The following is a 20184-nucleotide window of genomic DNA, read 5'->3' as shown; positions in this document are numbered from 1 at the left end:
GCGTACCCAGCGCCTCGTACAGTGCCGGACATGAGCGATCGCATGGTGGTACTGCATGTGAAGGGGCGGGTGCTCGTCGGTCCGCAGGACGTCCGCGACGAACTGTGGGTCGTGGACGGCCGGGTCACCTACACCCGGCCCGCCGGGCCCCTCGCGGCCGACGTCCGCACGGTGACCGGCTGGGCGCTGCCCGGCCTGGTGGACGCGCACTGCCACGTCGGCATCGACGCGCACGGCGCCGTGGACGAGGCGACCAGCGAGAAGCAGGCCCTGACCGACCGCGACGCGGGCGCCCTGCTGCTGCGCGACGCCGGGTCCGCCGCGGACACCCGGTGGATCGACGACCGCGACGACCTGCCGAAGATCATCCGCGCGGGGCGGCACATCGCCCGCACCCGCCGGTACATCCGCAACTACGCGCACGAGATCGAGCCCGCCGACCTCGTCGCGTACGTGGCCCGCGAGGCGCGGCGCGGCGACGGCTGGGTGAAGCTGGTCGGCGACTGGATCGACCGGGACGCGGGCGACCTGGCCGCCTGCTGGCCGCGCGCCGAGGTGGAGGCGGCCATCGCGGAGGCGCACCGGCTCGGCGCCCGCGTCACCGCCCACTGCTTCGCCGAGGAGTCGCTGCGGGACCTGGTGGAGGCGGGCATTGACTGCGTGGAGCACGCCACGGGCCTGACCGAGGAGACGATCCCGCTGTTCGCGGAGCGCGGGGTCGCGATCGTGCCGACCCTGGTGAACATCGCCACGTTCCCGCGTCTCGCCGCCGGAGGGGAGGAGAAGTTCCCGCGCTGGGCCGGCCACATGCGGCGGCTGCACGAGCGGCGCTACGACACGGTCCGCGCCGCGTACGACGCGGGCATCCCCGTGTTCGTCGGCACCGACGCGGGCGGTTCCCTCCCGCACGGGCTGGTGGCCGCCGAGGTGGCCGAACTGGCCAAGGCCGGCATCCCGCCGCTCGACGCGCTCTCCGCGACCACCTGGGCGGCCCGCGCCTGGCTGGGGCGCCCCGCGCTGGAGGAGGGCGCCCCCGCCGACCTGGTCGTCTACGACGAGGACCCGCGCGCCGACGTGCGGGTCCTGGCGGCGCCCCGCCGGGTCGTCCTCAACGGCCGCGTCGTCCTCTGACCCGCCGGCCGGGCACGCCACCGGGCCGCGGGGCCACCAGGCCACCCAGCCGCCAGGCCACCGGGCCGCCAGGCCGGCGGGATCAGCGGGTGAGGAACGCCAGTCGCGCCCGCTTCGCCGGGAGGTGGACCTCCGGGAGCACGACCTCCGGGAGGACCACCTCCGGGCCCACCTCGAAGCCGCTGCGGGCCAACAGCGCCACGGCCTTGTCGTTCGCCGCGTCCGGCTCGACCACGATCCGCTCGTGGGTGGAGAGGCAGTACGCGGTGAGCACCCCCAGCACGTGCCCGGTGAAACCGGGCTCCGGGGCGGCGGCGGGCGCCAGCAGCAGGTGGACGCCGATGTCGCCGGGGCGCGCCTCGTAGCACTCGGAGACCCGGTCCGCCTCCGGGTCGTACGTCTGGAACAGCGCCACCGGGACGCCGTCGCGGAGCGCCAGGAACGCGTGGTGCGTGGTCAGCGTGTCCAGGTGGGCGTAGACGCCCCGGACGTCCTCCACGCTCGCGCCCCGCATGCCCCAGAACCGGGCCCGCTCCTCGCTCACCCAGGAGTGCACCAGCGGGGCGTCCCGGTCCGGGTCGAGGGGGACGACGCGGACCGTGCCGAAGCCGTCCACGGTGCGCTCGTACACGGCGGTTCCGTACACGGCGGTTGCGTACGCGGCGGTTGCGTACGCGGCGGCGCCCGCCCTGGCGCCGGGCGCCCCGGCGGAGGCGACGGAGCCGGCGGCCTCGGCGGAAGCCGCGGGGCCGTGGTTGTCGGGGGTCATGCGGGGTGCTCCTTGCTGAGCCGGTTCCAGTCGGTGATCACGGGGACGAGTCCGCCGCGCAGCCACAGCGGCAGCTGGTCGCGCCGGTGCGGGTCGCCGGGGACGCCCGAGGCGCCGAACGGCACCACCCACAGGCTGTCCTCACGGCGTGCCAGGTCCCAGACGTAGCGGGCGGCCGGGCCGCGGGCGCTCCGGTCGGTGACGCCGGGCACGCTGGAGGTGGAGAGCACGCAGTCGTGGTCCCCGTCCAGGCCGGGCCACCGGGCGTCGTCGTCCCCGTCGGGCAGCGCCGCCCACGGGGCGAGCCGGTGCGTGGCGCCCCAGGGCCCGGCCGGCGGGGCGGCGGCGGCCTCCTCCAGCGCGCCCCGCACGGCCCCGGCCCGGTCGGCGGGCGGCACGGGCCCGGCCGTCAGCAGCGTCTCCAGGGCGTAGGCGACGCGCGGGAGCGGCGCCAGCCACGGCGCGAACAGCGCCGGGTACGCAGGGAGGTCCGCGAGCCCGGCGAACACCGGGTGCGCGGCGATCCGGCGTACGACCCCGGCCCGCACGGCGGCGTACAGCGCGGCGTCCTCGCTGTCGGCGGCCATGCGCAGGTCCCAGCGCAGCAGCCGGTCGCGCACGGCGGCGGCCTCGGCGGTCAGGCCGTCGAGCCCGGAGGCGAGGTCCAGCAGCGGGCGGGCCGAGGCGAGTCGGGTGTCGGTGTGCACGGCCGCCATGTCCGGCGCCGTCCACTCCCGCGACGCCTCCAGCAGGCGGGTGATCCGCTCCGCCCGGTGCGGCGGCGCGAACTCGACGCCCAGCGGCCCGGCGAGCCCCCGCTCGTTGGCCATCACGGCGAAGCCGTCCACGTCGGCGCGCGGGAGCGGCTCGTACCGGCCCCGCCACGCGTGCGCGGCCTCCCACGCCGGTACGACCCGCAGCCGGTTGGCGCGCGGCCGTACGGGGACGTGCCCGGCGACCCGATGGAGCGTGCCGCCCGCGGTGTCGGCGGCCTGCACGACGTTCACGGGCTCCACCCAGCGGTCGAAGGCCCGGTCGACGTCGCCGACGGTCCGCGCGGCGAGCAGCGCGGGCAGCGCGGCGAAGCCCAGGTCGCCGGTGACGCGCGGCGGGTGGCGCAGGCTCAGCGCCCCGCCCTCGCCGTCGTCGGGGACGATGACCGGCCCGCGCTCGGTCTCCACCACCTCCACGGGGACCGGGTCGGCGCCCCGGACCTCGACGGTCTCGGTGTGGGCGCGGGCGGGCCGCCACCCGTCGGGGCCGAGGGCCTCCGGGGTGCCGTCGGGGCGGCGGCGCAGCCGTTCGCGGTAGACGTCCTGGTAGTCGGCCATGGCGTTGGTGATGGCCCAGGCGACACTGCCGGTGTGGCCGAAGTGCGCCAGTCCGGGGACGCCGGGCACGGCGAGGCCGACGACGTCGTAGCCGGGGCAGGCGAGGCGGATCTGCTGGTAGACGCCGGGCGCCTCGATGAAGCGGTGCGGGTCCCCGGCGAGCAGCGCGGCGCCGGTGGCGGTCCGGTCGGCCGTGACCAGCCAGCCGTTGCTGCCGGAGGTGCCGGGGCCGTCCGTCGCGAACAGCTCGGTCGCCTCGTCGCCGAGGGTGCGGGCGACGTGTTCGCGCCACAGCTTCGTCGGGAAGCCGGCGAAGAGGATGTGGGTCGACAGCCAGACGCCCAGCGGCACCCAGGGCTCCCAGACGCCCGGTTCCAGGTCGGTGGCGGCGAACTCGCCGCTGCGGCGGGCGCCTTCGGCGAGCCCCTCGTTGACCCCGTCGGTGTACGCCGCGACCCAGGCGCGGGTGGCGTCGTCCAGTCGGGCGAGGCAGCGCCGGGCGGTGTCGGCGAGCCGTACGCGGCGGGCGAAGACGTCCCACTCGACGGCGTCCGGGCCGAGGAACGCGGCCGTGGTGCCCTGGGCGCGGTGCCGCTCGACCTCCAGCTGCCACGCCCGGTCGAGGGCCGTGACGCGGCCCTGGGCGCGGGCGAGCTCCAGCGGGTCGCCGGCGCGCAGATGCGGGATGCCCCAGGCGTCCCGGAAGACCTCGATGCTCACTGTCGTCCCGATCTCTTTAGGTAAGGCTGGCCTAACCTAAGTCAGGGGTGGCGTGAAAGCAATCCACGGCGCCCGAGAATCGAACGGATGGCCGGTAACTCCCCTTTGGGGTGAACTCACTTCAGGTGCAGGCGTGTTCACGCTCCGTGCGCCAGGATTCCGGGTGTCCCCGGTCGCCACCGCACACATGTCCCTGTGCGCGGATGTTCGGCGGCCTTTCGTCTTCCGTCTTCCCGTAGGGGTCCCACCACCGTGAACAGCACCACCCTGCGCACCCGCGCCGCCGCCCTGGCCGCGACCGCCACCGCCGCGGCGGCCCTCGCCGCCGGCACGGCACCGGCGTCGTACGCCGCGCCCGCCGCGCCCGCCGCGGCCCCGGCCGCCCCCGAGGCGCCGGCCGCGCACGCCGCGGTCCTGCGGACCGGTCTGGACGTCTCCCTCCTCGACGGCGGCGTCCGCGTCCCCGTCAACGCCGTGCTGAACGAGGTGCGGGCCCCGGCGACGGCCGACCGCACCGCGCTCACCGTCACGCTGGACGGCGTCGACCGGGGCAGGCCCGTCCACCTGCTGCGGGCCGACGTGGCGTCGGCGAAGGCCACCGCCGACGCGGCGCGCGCGGAGGGCTCCGTGAAGCTGGTCAAGGCCCGGGTGCACCTGCCCGGCCTGCCCCTGCTGTCCGTCGTCCAGGCGGACCAGGTCAGCGCCCGCGCGGTCTGCTCCGCCGGCGCCCCGCCGACCGCCGAGGCGAACCTGCTCGGCGGCGTCACCGTCCTCGGCAAGCGCGTCACGCTCACCCCGGGCGAGAGCAGCACGGTCAGTGTCCCCGGCGTCGGCGAGGTCGTCCTCGACCTGTCGCACCGCACCACCACGTCCACCACGGCCGCCGCCACGGCCCTGAGGCTGCGGGTCGCCGTCAACCCGCTCGACCTCAACGTCGCCAAGGTCACCGGCACGGTCACCCTCGCCGAGGCGGGCTGCTCGGCGCCCCAGGACTCCTCCGCCTCCCCGGTGCCCGCCGCCCCGCCGGCGTCCTCCGCGCCCGCCACGCCGCCGGCCACCACCGCCCCGGACCCCGGCCCGTCCGAGGCCACCGGCGCCCCGGACCCGTCCCCGGCCGGGGGGACGGCGCCGCGCACGCCCGACGCGAACCTGGCCGAGACCGGCGGCGACTCCCGCCTGCCGTACCTCGCCGCGGGGGCGGCGGCCCTGCTCGCCACCGGGGCGGGGGCACTCGTCCTCGCCCGCCGCGCCCGCGCCTCGCGCACCGGCGCCTGACGGCCCGCCGTCTTCCGTGGGCGGCCCCGCCGGCGCCGCCGGCCCCGCCGGACACCCCCGGCGGGGCCACGGGCGCGCGGACGGGCCCGCGCGCGCCCGGGCGGGACGGCCCCGGCGCGCTCCGGCCGCCCGGCCGGGCCCCGCGGAAGCACGCCCGGACCGGCGGCGCCCGCCTCCCGTACGCGCTCCGGCACCGGACGACCGGCCGGTCCCGCCGCCAAGGCGGCACGCACGCCCCTCCGCGGTGCCGGGTGACCCCACCGGACCGCCCGGTCGTCCGCCTCCGGGCGGGGCGAGCGGGAGCGGGAGAGCCCGAGGCGGAACCGGGCGGACCGCCCGACCGGGCGGCCGGACCGCAACCGGCCGGACCGCAACCGGCCGGACCGTAACCGGCCGGACCGTAACCGGCCGGACCGCAACCGGCCGGACCGCAACCGGCCGGGCAGGGCCCGGCGCCCGGCGGCACCGCGCCGCGGTCAGCCGGGGCGGGAGCAGCCCGCCATCACCAGGGCCTGGTCCAGCGCCTGGAGGAACCGATTCGTCGTGGCCCGGTCCCGCACCGCGAGCCGCAGCCACTGCGGCCCGAGCCCCGGGAACGTGTCACCGCGCCGCGCCGCGAACCCCAGGCCCCGCAGCCGCTCCCGTACGACGTCGGCGCCCTCCACCCGGATCAGGACGAACGGCCCCTCGGCGGCCTCCACGGCCCGCACCTCCTCGAACTCCGCCAGCCCGGCCAGCAGATGGGCCCGCTCGACCGCCGTGCGGCGCGCGGCCTCCTCGGCCTCCGCCAGCGCCTCCCCGGACATGCACGCCTCGGCCGCCACCAGCGCGGGCGTGGACACCGGCCACAGCGGCTGCGCCCGCTCCAGCATCGCCACCGTGTCCGGCGCGGCGAGCACGTAGCCGACCCGCAGTCCCGCGAGGCCCCAGGTCTTGGTGAGGCTCCGCAGCACCACCAGGCCCGGTACGTCGGTCCGCCCGGCCAGCGCCTCCCGCTCGCCGGGCACCGCGTCCATGAACGCCTCGTCCACCACGAGGACCCGCCCCGGCCGCGCCAGCGCCGCCAGCGTCTGTGCCGGGTGCAGGACGGACGTGGGGTTCGTCGGGTTGCCGACCACGACCAGGTCGGCGTCCGCCGGCACCCGCGCCGGGTCCAGCCGGAAGCCGTCCTCCTCGCGCAGCAGCACCCGGCGCACCTGGTGGCCCGCGTCCCGCAGCGCCGCCTCCGGTTCGGTGAACTGGGGGTGCACCACCACCGGCCGCCGCACCGGCAGCGCCCGTGCGAGCAGCACGAACGCCTCGGCCGCGCCCGCCGTCAGCAGCACCCGCCGGGCCGGCAGCCCGTGCCGCTCGGCGACCGCCGCCCGCGCCGCCCGCCCGTCCGGGTAGGCGGCGAGCCCCGAGAGCGACTCGACGAGCCGCTCCCGCAGCCACGCGGGTGGGGTGTTCGTCCGGACGTTGACCGCGAGGTCGGTCAGCTTCCCGTCCCGGACCTCCACGTCGCCGTGGTGCCGCAGGTCGTACGCGTCCGAGTCGCGGGGGCCGGGGAACGGTCTGTCGCTGTCTGTGTGGGTATACATGGCCGCCAGCCGGGGTGGGGGACAGTGGGGGGATGGTTCGGGGCGGGCCGACGGCGTCGGCGGCCCACCGGGGGGCTCCGGTCGCCGGATGGGGGATCCGGCGCGGGGGTCAGCGGTTCGACACGGCGCCCGGTAAGTCGAACACCGCGTCCCCACGGTGGTACCCCGAGCCCTCCGGGGGCAACCGCTCGCCCCGGTACGCCACCGCCACCGCGCAGGTCACACGCGCCCCCGGCGAAGCGGACCTCCGCTTGGGGACGAGCAGTTCACCCCCCGTCAGCCGATCCGCCCCGTCCGCCCCGTCCGCCCGGTCCGCCCCGTCCGTCCCGCTCGTCCTGCCCGTCCCACCCGGACCGTCCGGTCCCGTGGTCCTCGCCACCGCCACGGCCTCCGCCAGCGCGGCGGCCTCCGCGACCGACGGCGTGCCCGTCGCGGCCAGCGCGGCGTCCGACGGGTGGGGCACGCGGACGCGGGCCAGCACGTCCGCCGGGTGGGCGCGCAGGGGCACCCCGAGGCGGGCCGCGGCCTCCACGAGGCCCGGCTCACCGGCCTTCGCGGCCACGGTCGCCAGCGCCACCACGTCCCCCGGCCCCCGCCCGGCCTCCCGCAGGACCGCCGCGACCAGGTCGCACACCTCCCGCGCGGTCACCCCGCGCCGGGCGCCCACGCCCACCACCAGGCTCACCGCCGGCAGTGCTCCACGAAGCGCAGCGGCACCCCGGGCAGCGCCGCCCAGTGGGTGTGCAGGTAGCTGGCGTGCACGCCGTCCCGGACGAAACCCTCCACCCGCCGCTCCGGCTGCCGCAGCCCCCACGCGGGGCTCGCCCCGGCGCCGGGCTCGATCACCGTGCGGTGGAACTCGTGGCCCCGCAGCCGCGTACCGGCCGCCGCCAGCGGGCTGTCGCTCACCGCGACCGCGTCCCGGTAGCCGAGCGTGAGCCGCTGCGACATCCGCGCGTCCGCGTCGAGCACCCCGCACATGGGCCGCCCGTCCAGCGAACGCGCCAGGTACAGCAGGCCGGCGCACTCCGCCGCGACCGGGGCACCCGACCGCGCCAGCGCGGACACCGCGTCCCGCAGCGACTCGTTCGCCGACAGCTCCGGCGCGTACACCTCGGGGAACCCGCCGCCGATCACCAGCCCGCGGGTGCCCTCCGGCAGTTTCTCGTCCCGCAGCGGGTCGAAGGCCACCACCTCGGCGCCGGCCGCCGTCAGCAACTCGGCGTGCTCGGCGTACGAGAAGGTGAACGCGGCCCCGGCGGCCACCGCCACCACCGGCCGCTCCCCGCGCCCGGCCGCGCCCCTCCCGGCACCGCCACCCGCACCCGCACCGGTACCCGCACCCGCCCCCGCGCCGACAGCGCCACCGCCACCCGCACCGGACACCGCCCCCGCCCCGGACACCGCACCCGCACCGGCACCCGCGCCGGTACCGGACACCACCCCACCGGTACCCGCCCCCGCGCCGGTACCGGACACCACCCCACCGGCACCCGCCCCCGTGGCCACCGCGCCCCCCGGCGCCCCCGCCGCCCGCAGCGCCGCCCCGGCCGACCAGGCCTCGGCGCGCAGCGGCGGCGCGGAACGGGCCAGCGCCAGCAGCGCCTCCAGGTCGCAGCCCTCCCGCACCTGCTCCGCCTGCGCCCGTACGGCGTCCACCGCGTCCGCGTGCCGCTCCGCGACCGGCACCAGGCCCAGGTGCCGCGAGGGCGTGGACACCGCCGGGGCCCGCCGCAGCACCCCCATCACGGGCACGCCCGACTCGCCCAGCGCCTCCCGCAGCAGGTGCTCGTGCCGGTCGGTGGCGACCTTGTTGAGGATCACCCCGCCGATCCGCACCTCCGGGTCCCACGAGGCGAAGCCGTGCACCAGCGCGGCCACCGACCGGGACTGCGAGGACGCGTCCACCACCAGCACCACCGGCGCCCGCAGCAGCTTGGCCACCTGCGCCGTCGACGCCAACTCGCCCCGGTCGGCGGCGCCGTCGTACAGCCCCATCACGCCCTCGACGACGGCCAGGTCGCAGCCGCGCGCCCCGTGCGCGAAGAGCGGCGCCACCAGCTCCGTACCGCACATGAAGGCGTCGAGGTTGCGGCCGGGACGGCCCGTCGCCAGCGCGTGGTACCCCGGATCGATGTAGTCGGGGCCCACCTTGTGCGGCGACACCGCGAGACCACGGCCGGCGAACGCGGCCATGAGGCCGGTCGCGACCGTGGTCTTGCCCGCGCCGGACGACGGCGCGGCGATGACGAGACGTGCTACCACTCGATGCCCCGCTGGCCCTTCTGACCGGCGTCCATCGGGTGCTTGACCTTGGACATGTCGGTGACCAGGTCCGCGAAGTCCACCAGCTCCTGCGGGGCGTTGCGGCCCGTGATCACCACGTGCTGCTGTCCGGGCCGGGCGCGCAGCACCTCGACCACCTCGGCCGTGTCGATCCACCCCCAGTGGAGCAGGTAGGCGAACTCGTCGAGCACGTAGAACCGGTACGTCTCCGCGGCCAGGTCCCGCTTGACCTGCTCCCAGCCCTGCCGGGCCTTCTCCTCGTGCGACAGCTCGCCCTCGGCGGGCTCGCGCTGGATCCACGACCAGCCCTCGCCCATCTTGTGCCAGGTGACCGGGCCGCCCTTGCCGGTCTCGCCGAGCGCCTTGAGCGCGTTCTCCTCGCCGACCTTCCACTTCGCCGACTTGACGAACTGGAAGACCCCGACCGGCCAGCCCTGGTTCCAGGCGCGCAGCGCCATCCCGAACGCGGCGGTCGACTTGCCCTTGCCCACACCCGTGTGGACCATCACCAGCGGGCGGTTGCGGCGCTGGCGGGTCGTGAGACCGTCGTCCGGAACGACGGTCGGCTGTCCCTGCGGCACTATGCGGCCCTCCTCGTAGAACGAACATCCTTGACCAGCCCGGCGATCGCGTCCGCGCGCAGCTCGTCCAGCGTCACGGCCGTACCGCCCAGATCCCGCGCGAGCCCCGCCGCGAGCCCCAGCCGTACGTGGCCGGCCTCGCAGTCCACCACCACCGACGCCGTCCCGTCCGCCGCGTGCAGCCCGGCCGCGCGCGCGGCCAGCCGCAGCGGCTCCGGGCCGCCGGTCGCCCGCCCGTCCGTCACCACGACGAGCAGCGGACGCCGCGCCGGGTCGCGCAGCCGCTCCACCCGCAGCACCTCGCGCGCCTTCAGCAGGCCCGCCGCCAGCGGGGTACGGCCCCCCGTCGGCAGCCGCTCCAGCCGGGCGGCCGCCGCGTCCACCGACGACGTGGGCGGCAGCACCAGCTCGGCGTCCCGCCCCCGGAACGTCACCAGGCCCACCTTGTCCCGCCGCTGGTAGGCGTCGAGCAGCAGCGACAGCACGGCGCCCTTCACCGCGCCCATCCGCTGCCGCGCCGCCATCGACCCCGACGCGTCCACCGCGAACAGCACCAGATTGCCCTCGCGCCCCTCCCGCACCGCCTGGCGCAGGTCGTCGCGGCGTACGACCAGCCCGGCGCCCGACCGGCCGCGCGCCCGCTGGTGCGGGGCCGCCGCCTGCACGGTCGCCGCCAGGTGGAGCCGGGTCAGGGCGCCCCGGGGCCGCCGCGCCCCGGTGGTGCGCCCGTGCTCGGTGCGCGCGCGGGAGCGGCGCCCGGCGGCGCCGTCGCCCACCCCCGGCACGGTCAGGACCCTGGCGCGGAACGGCTCGGCGGCCCCGACCGGCGACTGCTCGCCGGCCGGTCCCGCGCCCGGCCGCGGCGCGGCCCCCGCGGCGGGGGAGGGCTCCGTCTCCGGCCGGTCGCCCTGCGGCTCGGGCAGGGCGTCCGTCTCCGGCGCGGCGTCCGGCTCGGGCGCGGTCTCGGCCTCGCGGCCGGCGGGCTGCGGCGGGACGCCCCCGCCGGGGCCGCCGTCGCCGTCCGGGCCGCCGTCGCCGGGGCCGCCCCCGTCCGGACCGCCGCCGTCCGGGCCGCCGTCACCGGGGCCCTGCGGGTCCGGCTCGGGCTCGTCGTCCCCGCCGGCCTGCTCCAGCACCTCGTCCAGCCTGTCCTCGTCCAGGCCCGGCGCGTCGAAGGGGGAGCGCCGCCGCCGGTGCGGCAGCGCCAGCAGCGCCGCCCGCCGCACGTCCTCGACCGCCACGTCCGTGCGCCCCGCCCACGCGGCCAGCGCCGTCGCCGTGCGGGCCATCACGATGTCGGCGCGCATGCCGTCCACCTCGAACGCCGCGCACGTCGCCGCGATCCGCCGCAGCGCGCCGTCCCCGAGCCGCACGTGCGGCAGCAGGTCCCGCGCCGCCGCGATCCGCTCGCGCAGCGCGGCCTCGTCGCCGGCCCAGCGCGCCGCGAAGCCCGCCGGGTCGTCGTCGTACGCCAGGCGCCGCCGCACCACCTCGACCCGCTGCTCCGGGTCCCGCGACGCGGCCACCTCCACGGTGAGCCCGAACCGGTCCAGCAACTGCGGCCGCAGCTCGCCCTCCTCGGGGTTCATCGTCCCGACGAGCAGGAAGCGCGCGGCATGCCGTACGGAGACGCCCTCCCGCTCCACGTGGGAGGCGCCCATGGCGGCGGCGTCGAGCAGCAGGTCGACGAGGTGGTCGTGGAGCAGGTTGACCTCGTCGACGTACAGGATCCCGCGGTGGGCCCGCGCGAGCAGCCCCGGCTCGAACGCCTTCACGCCCTCGGACAGGGCCCGTTCGATGTCCAGGGCACCGACGAGCCGGTCCTCCGAGGCGCCGACGGGCAGCTCGACCAGCCGCGTCGGACGCCGGACGCCCGGCGCCGCCTCGTGCGGCCCGTCCGGGCACCCCGGGTCGGGCGCCTCGGGCGCGCACGAGAAGCGGCAGCCGGGGACGACGTCCATGGCGGGCAGCAGCGCGGCGAGGGAACGCACCAGCGTGGACTTGGCGGTGCCCTTCTCACCCCGCACGAGCACACCGCCGATCCCCGGACTGACGGCGTTGAGCAGCAGGCTCAGCCGCATGTCGTCCATGCCGACGACGGCCGTGAACGGGTAGGGAACCGAGGCCATTAACGGGCACCCCTTTCAAGGGAACTGCTGCGGGTGGGCACGTCCGTCCGGTCGGGGGACGCGGACTCCGGGGGCGACTGCCGGGGCGACTCAGGGGACCGGGCCCCGGCCCGGCACAGGCCGCTCACGGCGCCCCCGGCGGGACGAACGGCAGCCCGCCCGGCGGGCCCGACTCGATGAGCTTCCACAGCGCGTCCGTGTCCGCGTGCTCCTCGATCAGGTCCCCGAGCCGGTCCAGCTGCTCCTCGCGCAGCGCGCCGAACGACGTGTCGGGCGCCGGGACGAAGCGCCGCCCGGCCGCCGCGGCGACCTCCCGCAGGAACGCCCGCCGGAAGGCGTCGCTCTCCAGCGAGCCGTGCCAGTGCGTCCCCCACACGGCACCGACGCGGCAGCCGTCCAGGAAGGGCTCCCCGCCCCGCACGTCCGCGACGCCGTGGTGGATCTCGTACCCCTCCACCGCCTCGCCCAGCGCCTCGCCGACCGGCCGCGCCAGGGTCTTCTCCGGCGCGAACCGCACCCGCACCGGCAGCAGGCCCAGCGCCTCCACGGCCCCGGCCCGCGACTCCACGTCGTCCTCGATGTGCTCGCCCAGCACCTGGAAGCCGCCGCAGATCCCCAGCACCGGCCGCCCCTCGGCGGCCCGCCGGGCCAGCGCGCCGGCCAGACCGCGCTCCCGCAGCCACGCCAGCGCCCGCACCGTGCCGCGCGTGCCCGGCACGACCACCAGGTCGGCGTCGGCCAGCTCCTCGGGCCGGTCCACGAACCGCACGACGACCCCCGGCTCGGCGGCCAGCGCGTCCACGTCTGTGAAGTTCGACATCAGCGGTACGGCGCACACGGCCACCCGCAGCACGTCCTCGCCGACCGGCGGCGCCACCACCGACTCCCGCACGGCGCCCCGCAGGGAGACCCGCAGCCCGTCCTCCTCGTCGATGCCGAGCCCGTGGGCGTACGGCAGCACCCCGAGCGTCCGCCGCCCCGTCAGGCCGTACAGCATGTCGAGCCCCGGCTCCAGCAGGCTCACGTCGCCGCGGAACTTGTTCACCAGGTACCCGGAGACGAGCGCCTGGTCCTCGGGCGCCAGCAGCGCCGTCGTCCCGAAGAACTGGGCGAACACCCCGCCCCGGTCGATGTCGCCGACCACGACGACGGGGAAGCCCGCCGCCCGCGCGATGCCCATGTTCACGATGTCGGTGCGGCGCAGGTTGATCTCGGCGGGGCTGCCTGCGCCCTCGCAGATCACCGCGTCGTACGTGGCGCGCAGCTCCTGAAGGCACTCCAGGACCGTGCCGAACAGCGCCTGCTGCCGCCCGCCGTGGTAGCCGCGCGCGCTCATCTCGCCGACCGGCCTGCCCATCAGCACGACCTGGCTGGACCGGTCGCCGCCGGGCTTGAGCAGCACCGGGTTCATCAGCGCCGTCGGCTCGACGCGGGCGGCCTGCGCCTGCATGGCCTGCGCCCGCCCGATCTCGGCGCCCTCGCGCGTCACGAACGAGTTGAGGGACATGTTCTGCCCCTTGAACGGCGCCACCTTCACGCCCTGCCGGACCAGCCAGCGGCAGATCCCGGCCGTCACCACGCTCTTGCCCGCGTCGGACGTCGTCCCCGCGACCAGCAGCCCCCCGCTCACGCGCCCCTCCGCTTCCACGCCCCGTACAGCAGCCGCCCGCCCGCGCACACGGCGAGCGCCAGCCCGCCGACGCGCCGCGAGAGCCGCACGGCCCGTTCGATGTCCGCCACCTCGACGGCCCGCCCCGGCCCGTTCAGCACCGGCCGGTGCTCGACCCGCCCCCCGTACGAGAGGGTGCCCCCGAGCCGTACGCCCAGGGCGCCCGCGAAGGCGGCCTCGACGGGGCCCGCGTTGGGCGACGGGTGCCGGTGCGCGTCCGCCCGCCACGCCCGCACCGCCCCGCGCGGGTCGCCGCCCGCGACGACGGCGAGCGCGGCCGTCAGCCGCGCCCCGGGCGCCCCGGCCACGTCGTCGAGGCGCGCCGACGCCCAGCCGAAGCGGCGGTGGCGCGGCGAGCGGTGGCCGACCATGGCGTCCAGCGTGTTGACCGCCCGGAAGGCGACCAGGCCCGGCACACCGCCGAGGGCGCCCCACACGAGCGCGCCGACCACGGCGTCGGAGGTGTTCTCGGCGACGGACTCCACCACGGCCCGCGCGACGCCCGGCCCGTCCAGGGCCTGCGGGTCGCGCCCGCACAGGTGCGGCAGCCGCTCGCGCGCGGCCTGAAGGTCCCCGGCGTCCAGCGCGGCGCCCACGGCCCGCGCCTCCCGTCCCAGGGAGGTGCCGCCGACGACGGCCCACACGGTGGCGGCGGTCAGCGCGACGGAGGCCGCGTCCCGGTTCCGCACGGCGCGCGCGGCGAGCGCGGCGGCGGCGGTGGCGCCTCCGGCGCACACGGCCGTGTACAGCGCGCCCCATCCCCGGTGGTCGCGCCAGAGCGCGCGCTCCACGGCGCCCGCGGCCCGCCCGAAGGCGGCGACGGGGTGGCCGCGGCGGGGGTCCGCGAGGATCAGGTCGCCGATGAGCCCGGCGGTGGCGCCGTACGCGAAGACTCGTTCGTCCCGCATCATCGGCTCAGCAGACCGGTGCGCCGGATCGGCCACGGGCCCGCGAGCCGGGGCTCGGGGTGGTTCTGGACGTACGGCGGGGAACGCAGCCGGGCATGCGCAAGGTCCTCACTCAGGGTCCGCGCCCTGGCTCGACGTGACCGGCGGTGAGAGTTCCTGGCTCCCGGGCTCCCGTCGCGGCCGTGCCGCGCGGTGCCCGGTGACAGTGGCGGGACCGCGCCGGATTCGCACCGGGCTTCCTCTCCTGCCGCCGGATATGGCCTGGGCAGTCCACCACGGCCCGCGAAGGCCCGTCAACTCACCCTTGACCTGCGGCGGAGCGGTGCGGCCCGGTCGGCGGCGGGGCGCAGCGCGAACGACCGGGCCGGCCGTACCGCGGGGGTACGGCCGGCCCGGCCGGAAGGTTCTGCCCTGGTCAGGCCACGATCAGGTAGACCCCGTAGGCGACGGCCGCGGTGCACAGCGCGAAGCACGCGTAGGCGCCGCTGCGGGCCAGCGCGGCGGAGCCGCCCTGGGCGGCGGCCTGCTCCTGCTTGGAGAGGCCGATGAGACCGAGGGTGAAGAGGCCGACGAGTGCGACGGTGGCGACGAGGCCCACGCCGAAGACGGAGCCGAGGGCTGCCCAGTCGATGTCCATGGCGATGCCGTCCTTTCCTTACACCGTGGCCGTGGGGGCGGCGTCGGGGGCCGCGGCCGGGGCCGGGATGGTGGTCTTGAGGGGGTCGGCGCCGACCGGGGCGACCGGGTCGGCGGCGAGGGTGCCGGCGGGCGGCGGGGTGACGGCCGCGATGGCGGTGGTGACGACCCCGGCGGGCTCGGCGGCGGGCTCGGCGGACGCGGCGGGCCCGGTGCCGGCGGCGGCGCCCTCCTCGACCTCGTTGACGTTGGTGTGGTCGACGACCTGGCGGCGCGAGATGAGCCAGATGGCGGCGGAGGAGGCCACCAGGAAGGCGGTGACGACGGCGACGCCCCAGTCGCCCTGGCGGGCGACGAGCTCGGCGAGCGCGGCGACCAGGCCGGCGGCCGGCAGGGTCAGGCCCCAGGCGACGAACATCCGCGTCGCGGTGGACCAGCGGACCACACCGCCCTTGCGGCCGAGGCCCGCGCCCATCACCGCGCCGGAGCAGACGTGCGTGGTGGAGAGCGAGAAGCCCAGGTGGGAGGAGGCGAGGATCACGGTCGCGGCGCCGGTCTGGGCGGCGAAGCCCTGCTGCGGCTGGAGGTCCGTGAGGCCCTTGCCCATGGTGCGGATGATGCGCCAGCCGCCGAGGTAGGTGCCGAGCGCGATGGCCAGACCGGCGGAGACGATGACCCAGACCGGCGGGTTGGAGCCGGGGGCGAGGGCGCCGCCGGCGACCAGGGCGAGGGTGATGATGCCCATGGTCTTCTGCGCGTCGTTGGTGCCGTGGGCGAGGGAGACCAGGCCCGCGGAGGCGATCTGGCCGGCCTTGTAGCCCTTGCGGCCGGTCTTCTCGTCGATGTTCCCGTCGACCTTGTACGTGAACCGGGTGGCGACCATCGCGGCGACGCCGGCCACCACCGGGGCGGCGATGGCGGGGATCAGGACCTTGGTCAGGACGACGCCGCCGTTGACGCCGCTGACGCCGATGGAGGCGACGGTCGCGCCGATCAGACCGCCCATGAGGGCGTGCGAGGAGCTGGAGGGCAGGCCGACCAGCCAGGTCAGGAGGTTCCACAGGATCGCGCCGACGAGGGCGGCGAGGATGACCTCCGGTTGGATGCCCGTCTCGTCGACGAGGCCCTTGGAGATCGTCTTGGCGACCTCGACGGAGAGGAACGCGCCCACGAGGTTCAGCACGGCCGACATGGCCACCGCCGCCTTGGGCCGCATCGCGCCGGTCGAGATGGTCGTGGCCATCGCGTTGGCGGTGTCGTGGAAACCGTTTGTGAAATCGAACACGAGAGCTGTCACGACCACAATGGCGAGCAGCAGCGTGATGTGTTCCATTTACCCAGGCAATCGTTCGACGTCAGTGGCTCGCTGAACGTAGGCAACCTGGGTGAACGGAAGGTGAACTGGGCCAGGCCGCCCGGTGTCCCAACCTGTGGGTGGGCATTCCGGTTACGCCCCGCCCCAGGAAAACGGGCCCCTCGGAGCCCCTGGGGCCCGCTCCGGAGACACTCGTCACTTTCCGCCCGCTTCGCCCCCTGGCATGATCGACGCCATGGCGAAGGACCCTGGGAGGGCCGCGGCCCACGGCCCCGCGGCGGAGGCGCAGGACCCCGACCCCGTGGCGGAGGCGTGGGACGCCCTGGTGGCCACGGCCCGCCGGACGGTGGCGGACGGACTGGTCGTCGGCACTTCGGGAAACGTGTCCGTACGGGTCGGCGACCTGGTCCTCGTCACCCCCAGCGGCGTCCCCTACACCCGGCTGACCGGCGACGACGTCGTCGCCGTGGACCTCCAGGGCCGCCGGGTGCGCGGCTCGCTCCCCCCGACCAGCGAACTGCCGATGCACCTGGCCGTGTACCGCTCCACCGCCGCGGGCGCGGTCGTCCACACCCACGCCGTGCACGCCACCGCCGTCTCGACCCTCGTCGACGAGCTGCCGCCGGTCCACTACATGGCCGCCGAGCTGGGCGGCCCGGTCCGCGTCGCCCCGTACGCCCTCTACGGCACACGGGAGCTGGCCGACCACATGCTGGAGGCCCTCACCGACCGCTCCGCCTGCCTGCTGCGCAACCACGGCACGGTCGCCCACGGCGCCACGCTCGACCAGGCGTACGACCGGACGGCCCAGCTGGAGTGGATGTGCCGGGTCTGGCTGACCGCCTCCTCCCACCCCACCCGCACCCCGTCCCTCCTCACTTCGGCCGATCTCGCCGAGGCGTCCCGCAAACTGCGCACCTACGGCCCCCGGCCCTAGCTGTTCTGTCCCGGGCCGTCCCCGACCGCCCCGCACCGCCCCCGCCCCGGTGTCCGCACCGGCCGCTCCCGCGTCGCCGGGTCCCGCGTCCGCCCACGACCCCGGCCCCGCCCCCGGTCCGCCGACCGGTGCAAGCCCCGCCCCGCCGCCCCGCCGCCCCGCCGCCCCGCCGCCCGTCACCCTCCCGCGAGCGCCGGCTGGCACGAGCGGGCCCACGCGCCGACACTGGACGGGTGCGTTCCGCTACAGCCGCGGCGGTGGCCGCCGCCACAGTGATCGGTGCCGGGACAGCCGCCGTGGCGGCCGGCCGGCACGCCAGCGGCGTGGCGCTCCGCCCGCGCCCCGGACGGCCCCTGCCCGGCGAGCCGCGCCTCACCGTGCACGCCACCGGCCCCGGCCGGATCACCCTCACCCGCGCCCTGCCCTCCCTGCGCCCCGGCGTGTACGGGCTGGAGGGCCCCGGCGTCCACGCCGTCGTCGGCCCCGTCCTCGCCGACGTCCCGCACGCCCCCGACACGGTCGTGCGCCGCCTGGAACGCGTCGACCACGGCACCCTGGCGGCCGGCACCCGCGTCCGCCTCACTCCGCGCCTGTACTCCGGCACCCCCGAGTCCGCGCTGGGCATCCCGTACGAGGACGTCGAGATCGCGGGCGAGCTGGGCCCGCTGCCCGCCTGGTACGTCCCGGCCGCCCGCGCCACCTGGGTGATCACCGCGCACGGCCTGGGCACCACCCGCGAGCACCCGCTGAACGTGCTCGGCTTCCTCAGCCGGCGGCTGCGCTTCCCCGTGCTCGACCTCGCCTACCGGGGTGACCCGGGCGCCCCCCGCCCCGCCGACGGCCTCGGCCACCTCGGCGAGTCCGAGTGGCGCGACCTCGACGCGGCCCTCCACCACGCCGTCCGCCACGGCGCCCGCAGCGTGATCCTCCACGGCTGGTCGACCGGCGCCGCGATGGCCCTCCACACCGCCGCGCACAGCCCGCTGCGCGACCGGATCGCGGGCGTCGTCCTCGACTCGCCCGTCCTCGACTGGGAGGCCACCCTCCGGGCGCTGGCCGCCGCCCGCCGCGTCCCCGCCGCCCTGCTGCCGCTCGCCGTCCGCGCCGCCCAGGGCCGAACCGGGCTGCAGGGCCAGGGCCCCGGCCAGACCGCCGACCCCGACGCCCTGACGGTCCCCGCCCTCGTCTTCCACGGCCCCGGCGACTCCGTCGCGCCCTGGGCGGCGACCCGCGCCCTCGCCGAGCGGCGCCCCGGCCTCGTCACCCTCCACACCGTCCGCGAGGCCCCGCACGCCGCCATGTGGAACGCCGACCCCGAGCGGTACGAGGAGGCCATGCGCCGCTTCCTCACCCCGCTCCTGTGAGCCGACGACCGCACTCCGTTTGGGCTTTCGGGCCGTCAACGGGAAGACTGCCCCCGTGACGTCTCGAAAGCCTGATGAGCAACTGGCGCGCAACTCCAGACTCCGACTCGTCCGGCCCCGGTCGCTGGCGACGACCGCCCGGCGGGCGGTGGCCGACCGGCGCACGCGGCCGGCCCCGCGCCCGCCGGAGGGCACGCCGCCGCGAGCGGAGCTGGCACGTCAGGCCCGGCAGGTGCTGGCCGACGCCGTGCGCGTCGCCCGCTGGGCCGCAGTGGACCGCTCCACCGTCACCGGCCCCGGCACCGCCCGGGAGCGGGCCGCCGCCGCGCTCGGCCTGACCCCGCCGCAGGTCCACACCGCCTGGGACCGGGCCCGCCTCGCGGGGCTGGTCGAGATCCACGGCGACACCGTCCGCCCCGGCTGGCGGCTGCGCGCCTGGGACCGCGACGACTCCGCCGCGCTGCGCGGCTGGGTCGCCCTCCTCGACGCCTGGTCGCTCGCCCACCCCGCCCCGCCCGGCGCCGAGCCCGCGGCGGTCGCGGAGGTGGTGGAGGCCGTCCCGCAGGTCCTGTCCCTCCTCCAGCTCTCCGCCGGCCCCGTCCTCGTGCCGGCCCTGCTCGACCTCCTCCGGCAGCGCGTCGCCGAACTGCGCGAACAGCGCTGCGAGGTGCCCTACCCCGACGCCGGGCCGGACGCGGGGCCCGACGCCGGGCCGGGCGCCGGCCAGGCCGCCCCCGCCCCGGACGGCACGGCGAAGCCGCCCGCCCCGGACGCCCTGCCCGGCCTGCTCGACTGGGCGCTGGAGGGCCTCGCCTCCGTCGGCGCCCTCACCCTCGGCGACGGCCAGGCGACGCTCACCCCGCTCGGCAACTGGGCGGTGTGGGTTAAGCTGGAGCAGATCTGCGTCGCCGCCCAGAGCCCCGCGGGGCACATCGAGCAGTCCGCCGAGGACATGCTGCGCGGCTGCGTGCGGCTGACCCCCGGCCCGGCCCGTGCCGAGTACCGCGCGTGGCTCGCCGCCCGCCCCGCCGGCAAGGCCGTGACCGAGCTGCTCGCCGTCGCCCGCGGCGACGACGCCCTCCTGCGGGGGCTGGCCTTCGAGGCCCTTCGCGTGGTGGGCGCCGCCGCCGAGGCCGAGGTCCGCGCCGCCGCCGGGGAACCGTCACTGCGCCCGTACGCCCTGCTCTGGCTCGCCGAGCACGAGGGCGCCGACCCGGACGAGGCGCCCGACGTCCTCACCCGCGAGGAGACCACCTGGCTCTGGGTCGACACGGCCGCCGCCGTCGTGGACCACGGCGAGAGCGACCTGCTCGTACGGCACCTGGAGTCGGCCGTGCAGGGCACCGTTCCCGCACTGCTGGACGAGGTCCGCCGGGTCGGCCACCCGCGCACCGTGCAGGTGCTGGTCGCCCTGGCCGCCGCCCACCCGGACCCGGCGCTCGCCAAGGCGGTCCGCCGCGCGGCCTTCCAGGTCCACACCGGCGGCTCCTGACCCGCGCGCCGACGCCCCCGGCCGCCCGCCCGGCCGGGGGAGCGGTACGGCCGCCCACCCG

At 77.5% G+C, this 20184-nt stretch carries 15 protein-coding genes, 1 pseudogene and 1 riboswitch; of the genes and pseudogenes, 5 read left to right on the top strand and 11 right to left on the bottom strand.

What is annotated here, in order from left to right; all coding sequences use genetic code 11:
- Positions 1-30: 30 nt before the first annotated feature.
- A complete protein-coding gene (locus CP974_RS05630; RefSeq protein ID WP_031136162.1) occupies positions 31-1131 on the top strand; it encodes an amidohydrolase family protein in 1101 nt (366 codons plus the stop codon).
- Between the two features lie 82 nt (positions 1132-1213).
- Here CP974_RS05630 and CP974_RS05625 read toward each other — a convergent pair whose 3' ends face one another.
- Both CP974_RS05625 and CP974_RS05620 read right to left on the bottom strand, forming a co-directional pair.
- Positions 1214-1900, bottom strand: coding sequence for a GNAT family N-acetyltransferase (locus CP974_RS05625; protein WP_174887793.1), 687 nt, complete (start codon positions 1898-1900; stop codon positions 1214-1216).
- On the bottom strand, positions 1897-3951 hold the full coding sequence (locus CP974_RS05620) for a penicillin acylase family protein (RefSeq protein ID WP_031136166.1): 2055 nt from the start codon (positions 3949-3951) through the stop codon (positions 1897-1899). The genes CP974_RS05625 and CP974_RS05620 overlap by 4 nt, the downstream gene beginning before the upstream one ends.
- Before the next feature lie 252 nt (positions 3952-4203).
- On the opposite strand from CP974_RS05620, the gene CP974_RS05615 reads away from it, so the two are divergent.
- Entirely contained in the window at positions 4204-5226 is a 1023-nt protein-coding gene (locus CP974_RS05615; protein WP_069975856.1) for an SCO1860 family LAETG-anchored protein, read from the top strand.
- 476 nt (positions 5227-5702) lie between these two features.
- Here the strand turns inward: CP974_RS05615 and cobC are convergent, their stop codons facing one another.
- From cobC to CP974_RS05570, 9 genes and pseudogenes are all read right to left on the bottom strand, one after another.
- Positions 5703-6806, bottom strand: coding sequence for an Rv2231c family histidinol phosphate aminotransferase CobC (cobC, locus tag CP974_RS05610; protein ID WP_031136892.1), 1104 nt, complete (start codon positions 6804-6806; stop codon positions 5703-5705).
- A 109-nt stretch (positions 6807-6915) separates the two neighbouring features.
- A complete protein-coding gene (locus tag CP974_RS05605) occupies positions 6916-7491 on the bottom strand; it encodes a cobalamin biosynthesis protein (protein WP_308447184.1) in 576 nt (191 codons plus the stop codon).
- The gene (locus CP974_RS05600; protein ID WP_085921272.1) at positions 7488-9071 is read right to left on the bottom strand and encodes a cobyrinic acid a,c-diamide synthase CobB; all 1584 of its coding nucleotides are present in this window, start codon (positions 9069-9071) and stop codon (positions 7488-7490) included. The genes CP974_RS05605 and CP974_RS05600 overlap by 4 nt, the downstream gene beginning before the upstream one ends.
- Positions 9065-9673 (bottom strand): cob(I)yrinic acid a,c-diamide adenosyltransferase, encoded by a 609-nt coding sequence (gene cobO, locus CP974_RS05595; protein ID WP_031137083.1) that lies wholly within the window; start codon positions 9671-9673, stop codon positions 9065-9067. The genes CP974_RS05600 and cobO overlap by 7 nt, the downstream gene beginning before the upstream one ends.
- Complete coding sequence (locus CP974_RS05590) at positions 9673-11802, bottom strand: putative cobaltochelatase (RefSeq protein WP_085921271.1); 2130 nt, start codon at positions 11800-11802, stop codon at positions 9673-9675. The genes cobO and CP974_RS05590 overlap by 1 nt, the downstream gene beginning before the upstream one ends.
- A gap of 127 nt (positions 11803-11929) precedes the next feature.
- Positions 11930-13432, bottom strand: a pseudogene (locus tag CP974_RS05585) (cobyric acid synthase); the annotation flags it as partial.
- Entirely contained in the window at positions 13429-14379 is a 951-nt protein-coding gene (locus CP974_RS05580) for a cobalamin biosynthesis protein (protein ID WP_031135719.1), read from the bottom strand. The pseudogene CP974_RS05585 and the gene CP974_RS05580, both read right to left, overlap by 4 nt.
- 151 nt (positions 14380-14530) lie before the next feature.
- Positions 14531-14620, bottom strand: a riboswitch (cobalamin riboswitch).
- 174 nt (positions 14621-14794) lie between these two features.
- On the bottom strand, positions 14795-15016 hold the full coding sequence (locus CP974_RS05575) for a hypothetical protein (protein ID WP_031135717.1): 222 nt from the start codon (positions 15014-15016) through the stop codon (positions 14795-14797).
- 18 nt (positions 15017-15034) lie between these two features.
- Entirely contained in the window at positions 15035-16348 is a 1314-nt protein-coding gene (locus tag CP974_RS05570) for an inorganic phosphate transporter (RefSeq protein ID WP_031135715.1), read from the bottom strand.
- A 217-nt stretch (positions 16349-16565) separates the two neighbouring features.
- On the opposite strand from CP974_RS05570, the gene CP974_RS05565 reads away from it, so the two are divergent.
- The 3 genes from CP974_RS05565 to CP974_RS05555 all read left to right on the top strand — a co-directional run bounded on the left by CP974_RS05565 (position 16566) and on the right by CP974_RS05555 (position 20123).
- A complete protein-coding gene (locus tag CP974_RS05565) occupies positions 16566-17267 on the top strand; it encodes a class II aldolase/adducin family protein (RefSeq protein WP_031135713.1) in 702 nt (233 codons plus the stop codon).
- Between the two features lie 233 nt (positions 17268-17500).
- Positions 17501-18631, top strand: a complete 1131-nt coding sequence (locus tag CP974_RS05560) for an alpha/beta hydrolase family protein (protein ID WP_031132731.1) — start codon at positions 17501-17503, stop codon at positions 18629-18631.
- Between the two features lie 55 nt (positions 18632-18686).
- Positions 18687-20123, top strand: coding sequence for a hypothetical protein (locus tag CP974_RS05555; protein WP_373276762.1), 1437 nt, complete (start codon positions 18687-18689; stop codon positions 20121-20123).
- Positions 20124-20184 lie beyond the last annotated feature (61 nt).

The organism is Streptomyces fradiae ATCC 10745 = DSM 40063, from assembly GCF_008704425.1.
GTDB lineage: Bacteria > Actinomycetota > Actinomycetes > Streptomycetales > Streptomycetaceae > Streptomyces > Streptomyces fradiae.
Note: the sequence above shows the minus strand (reverse complement) of the source record. Positions and strands in the feature narration are given on the sequence as shown.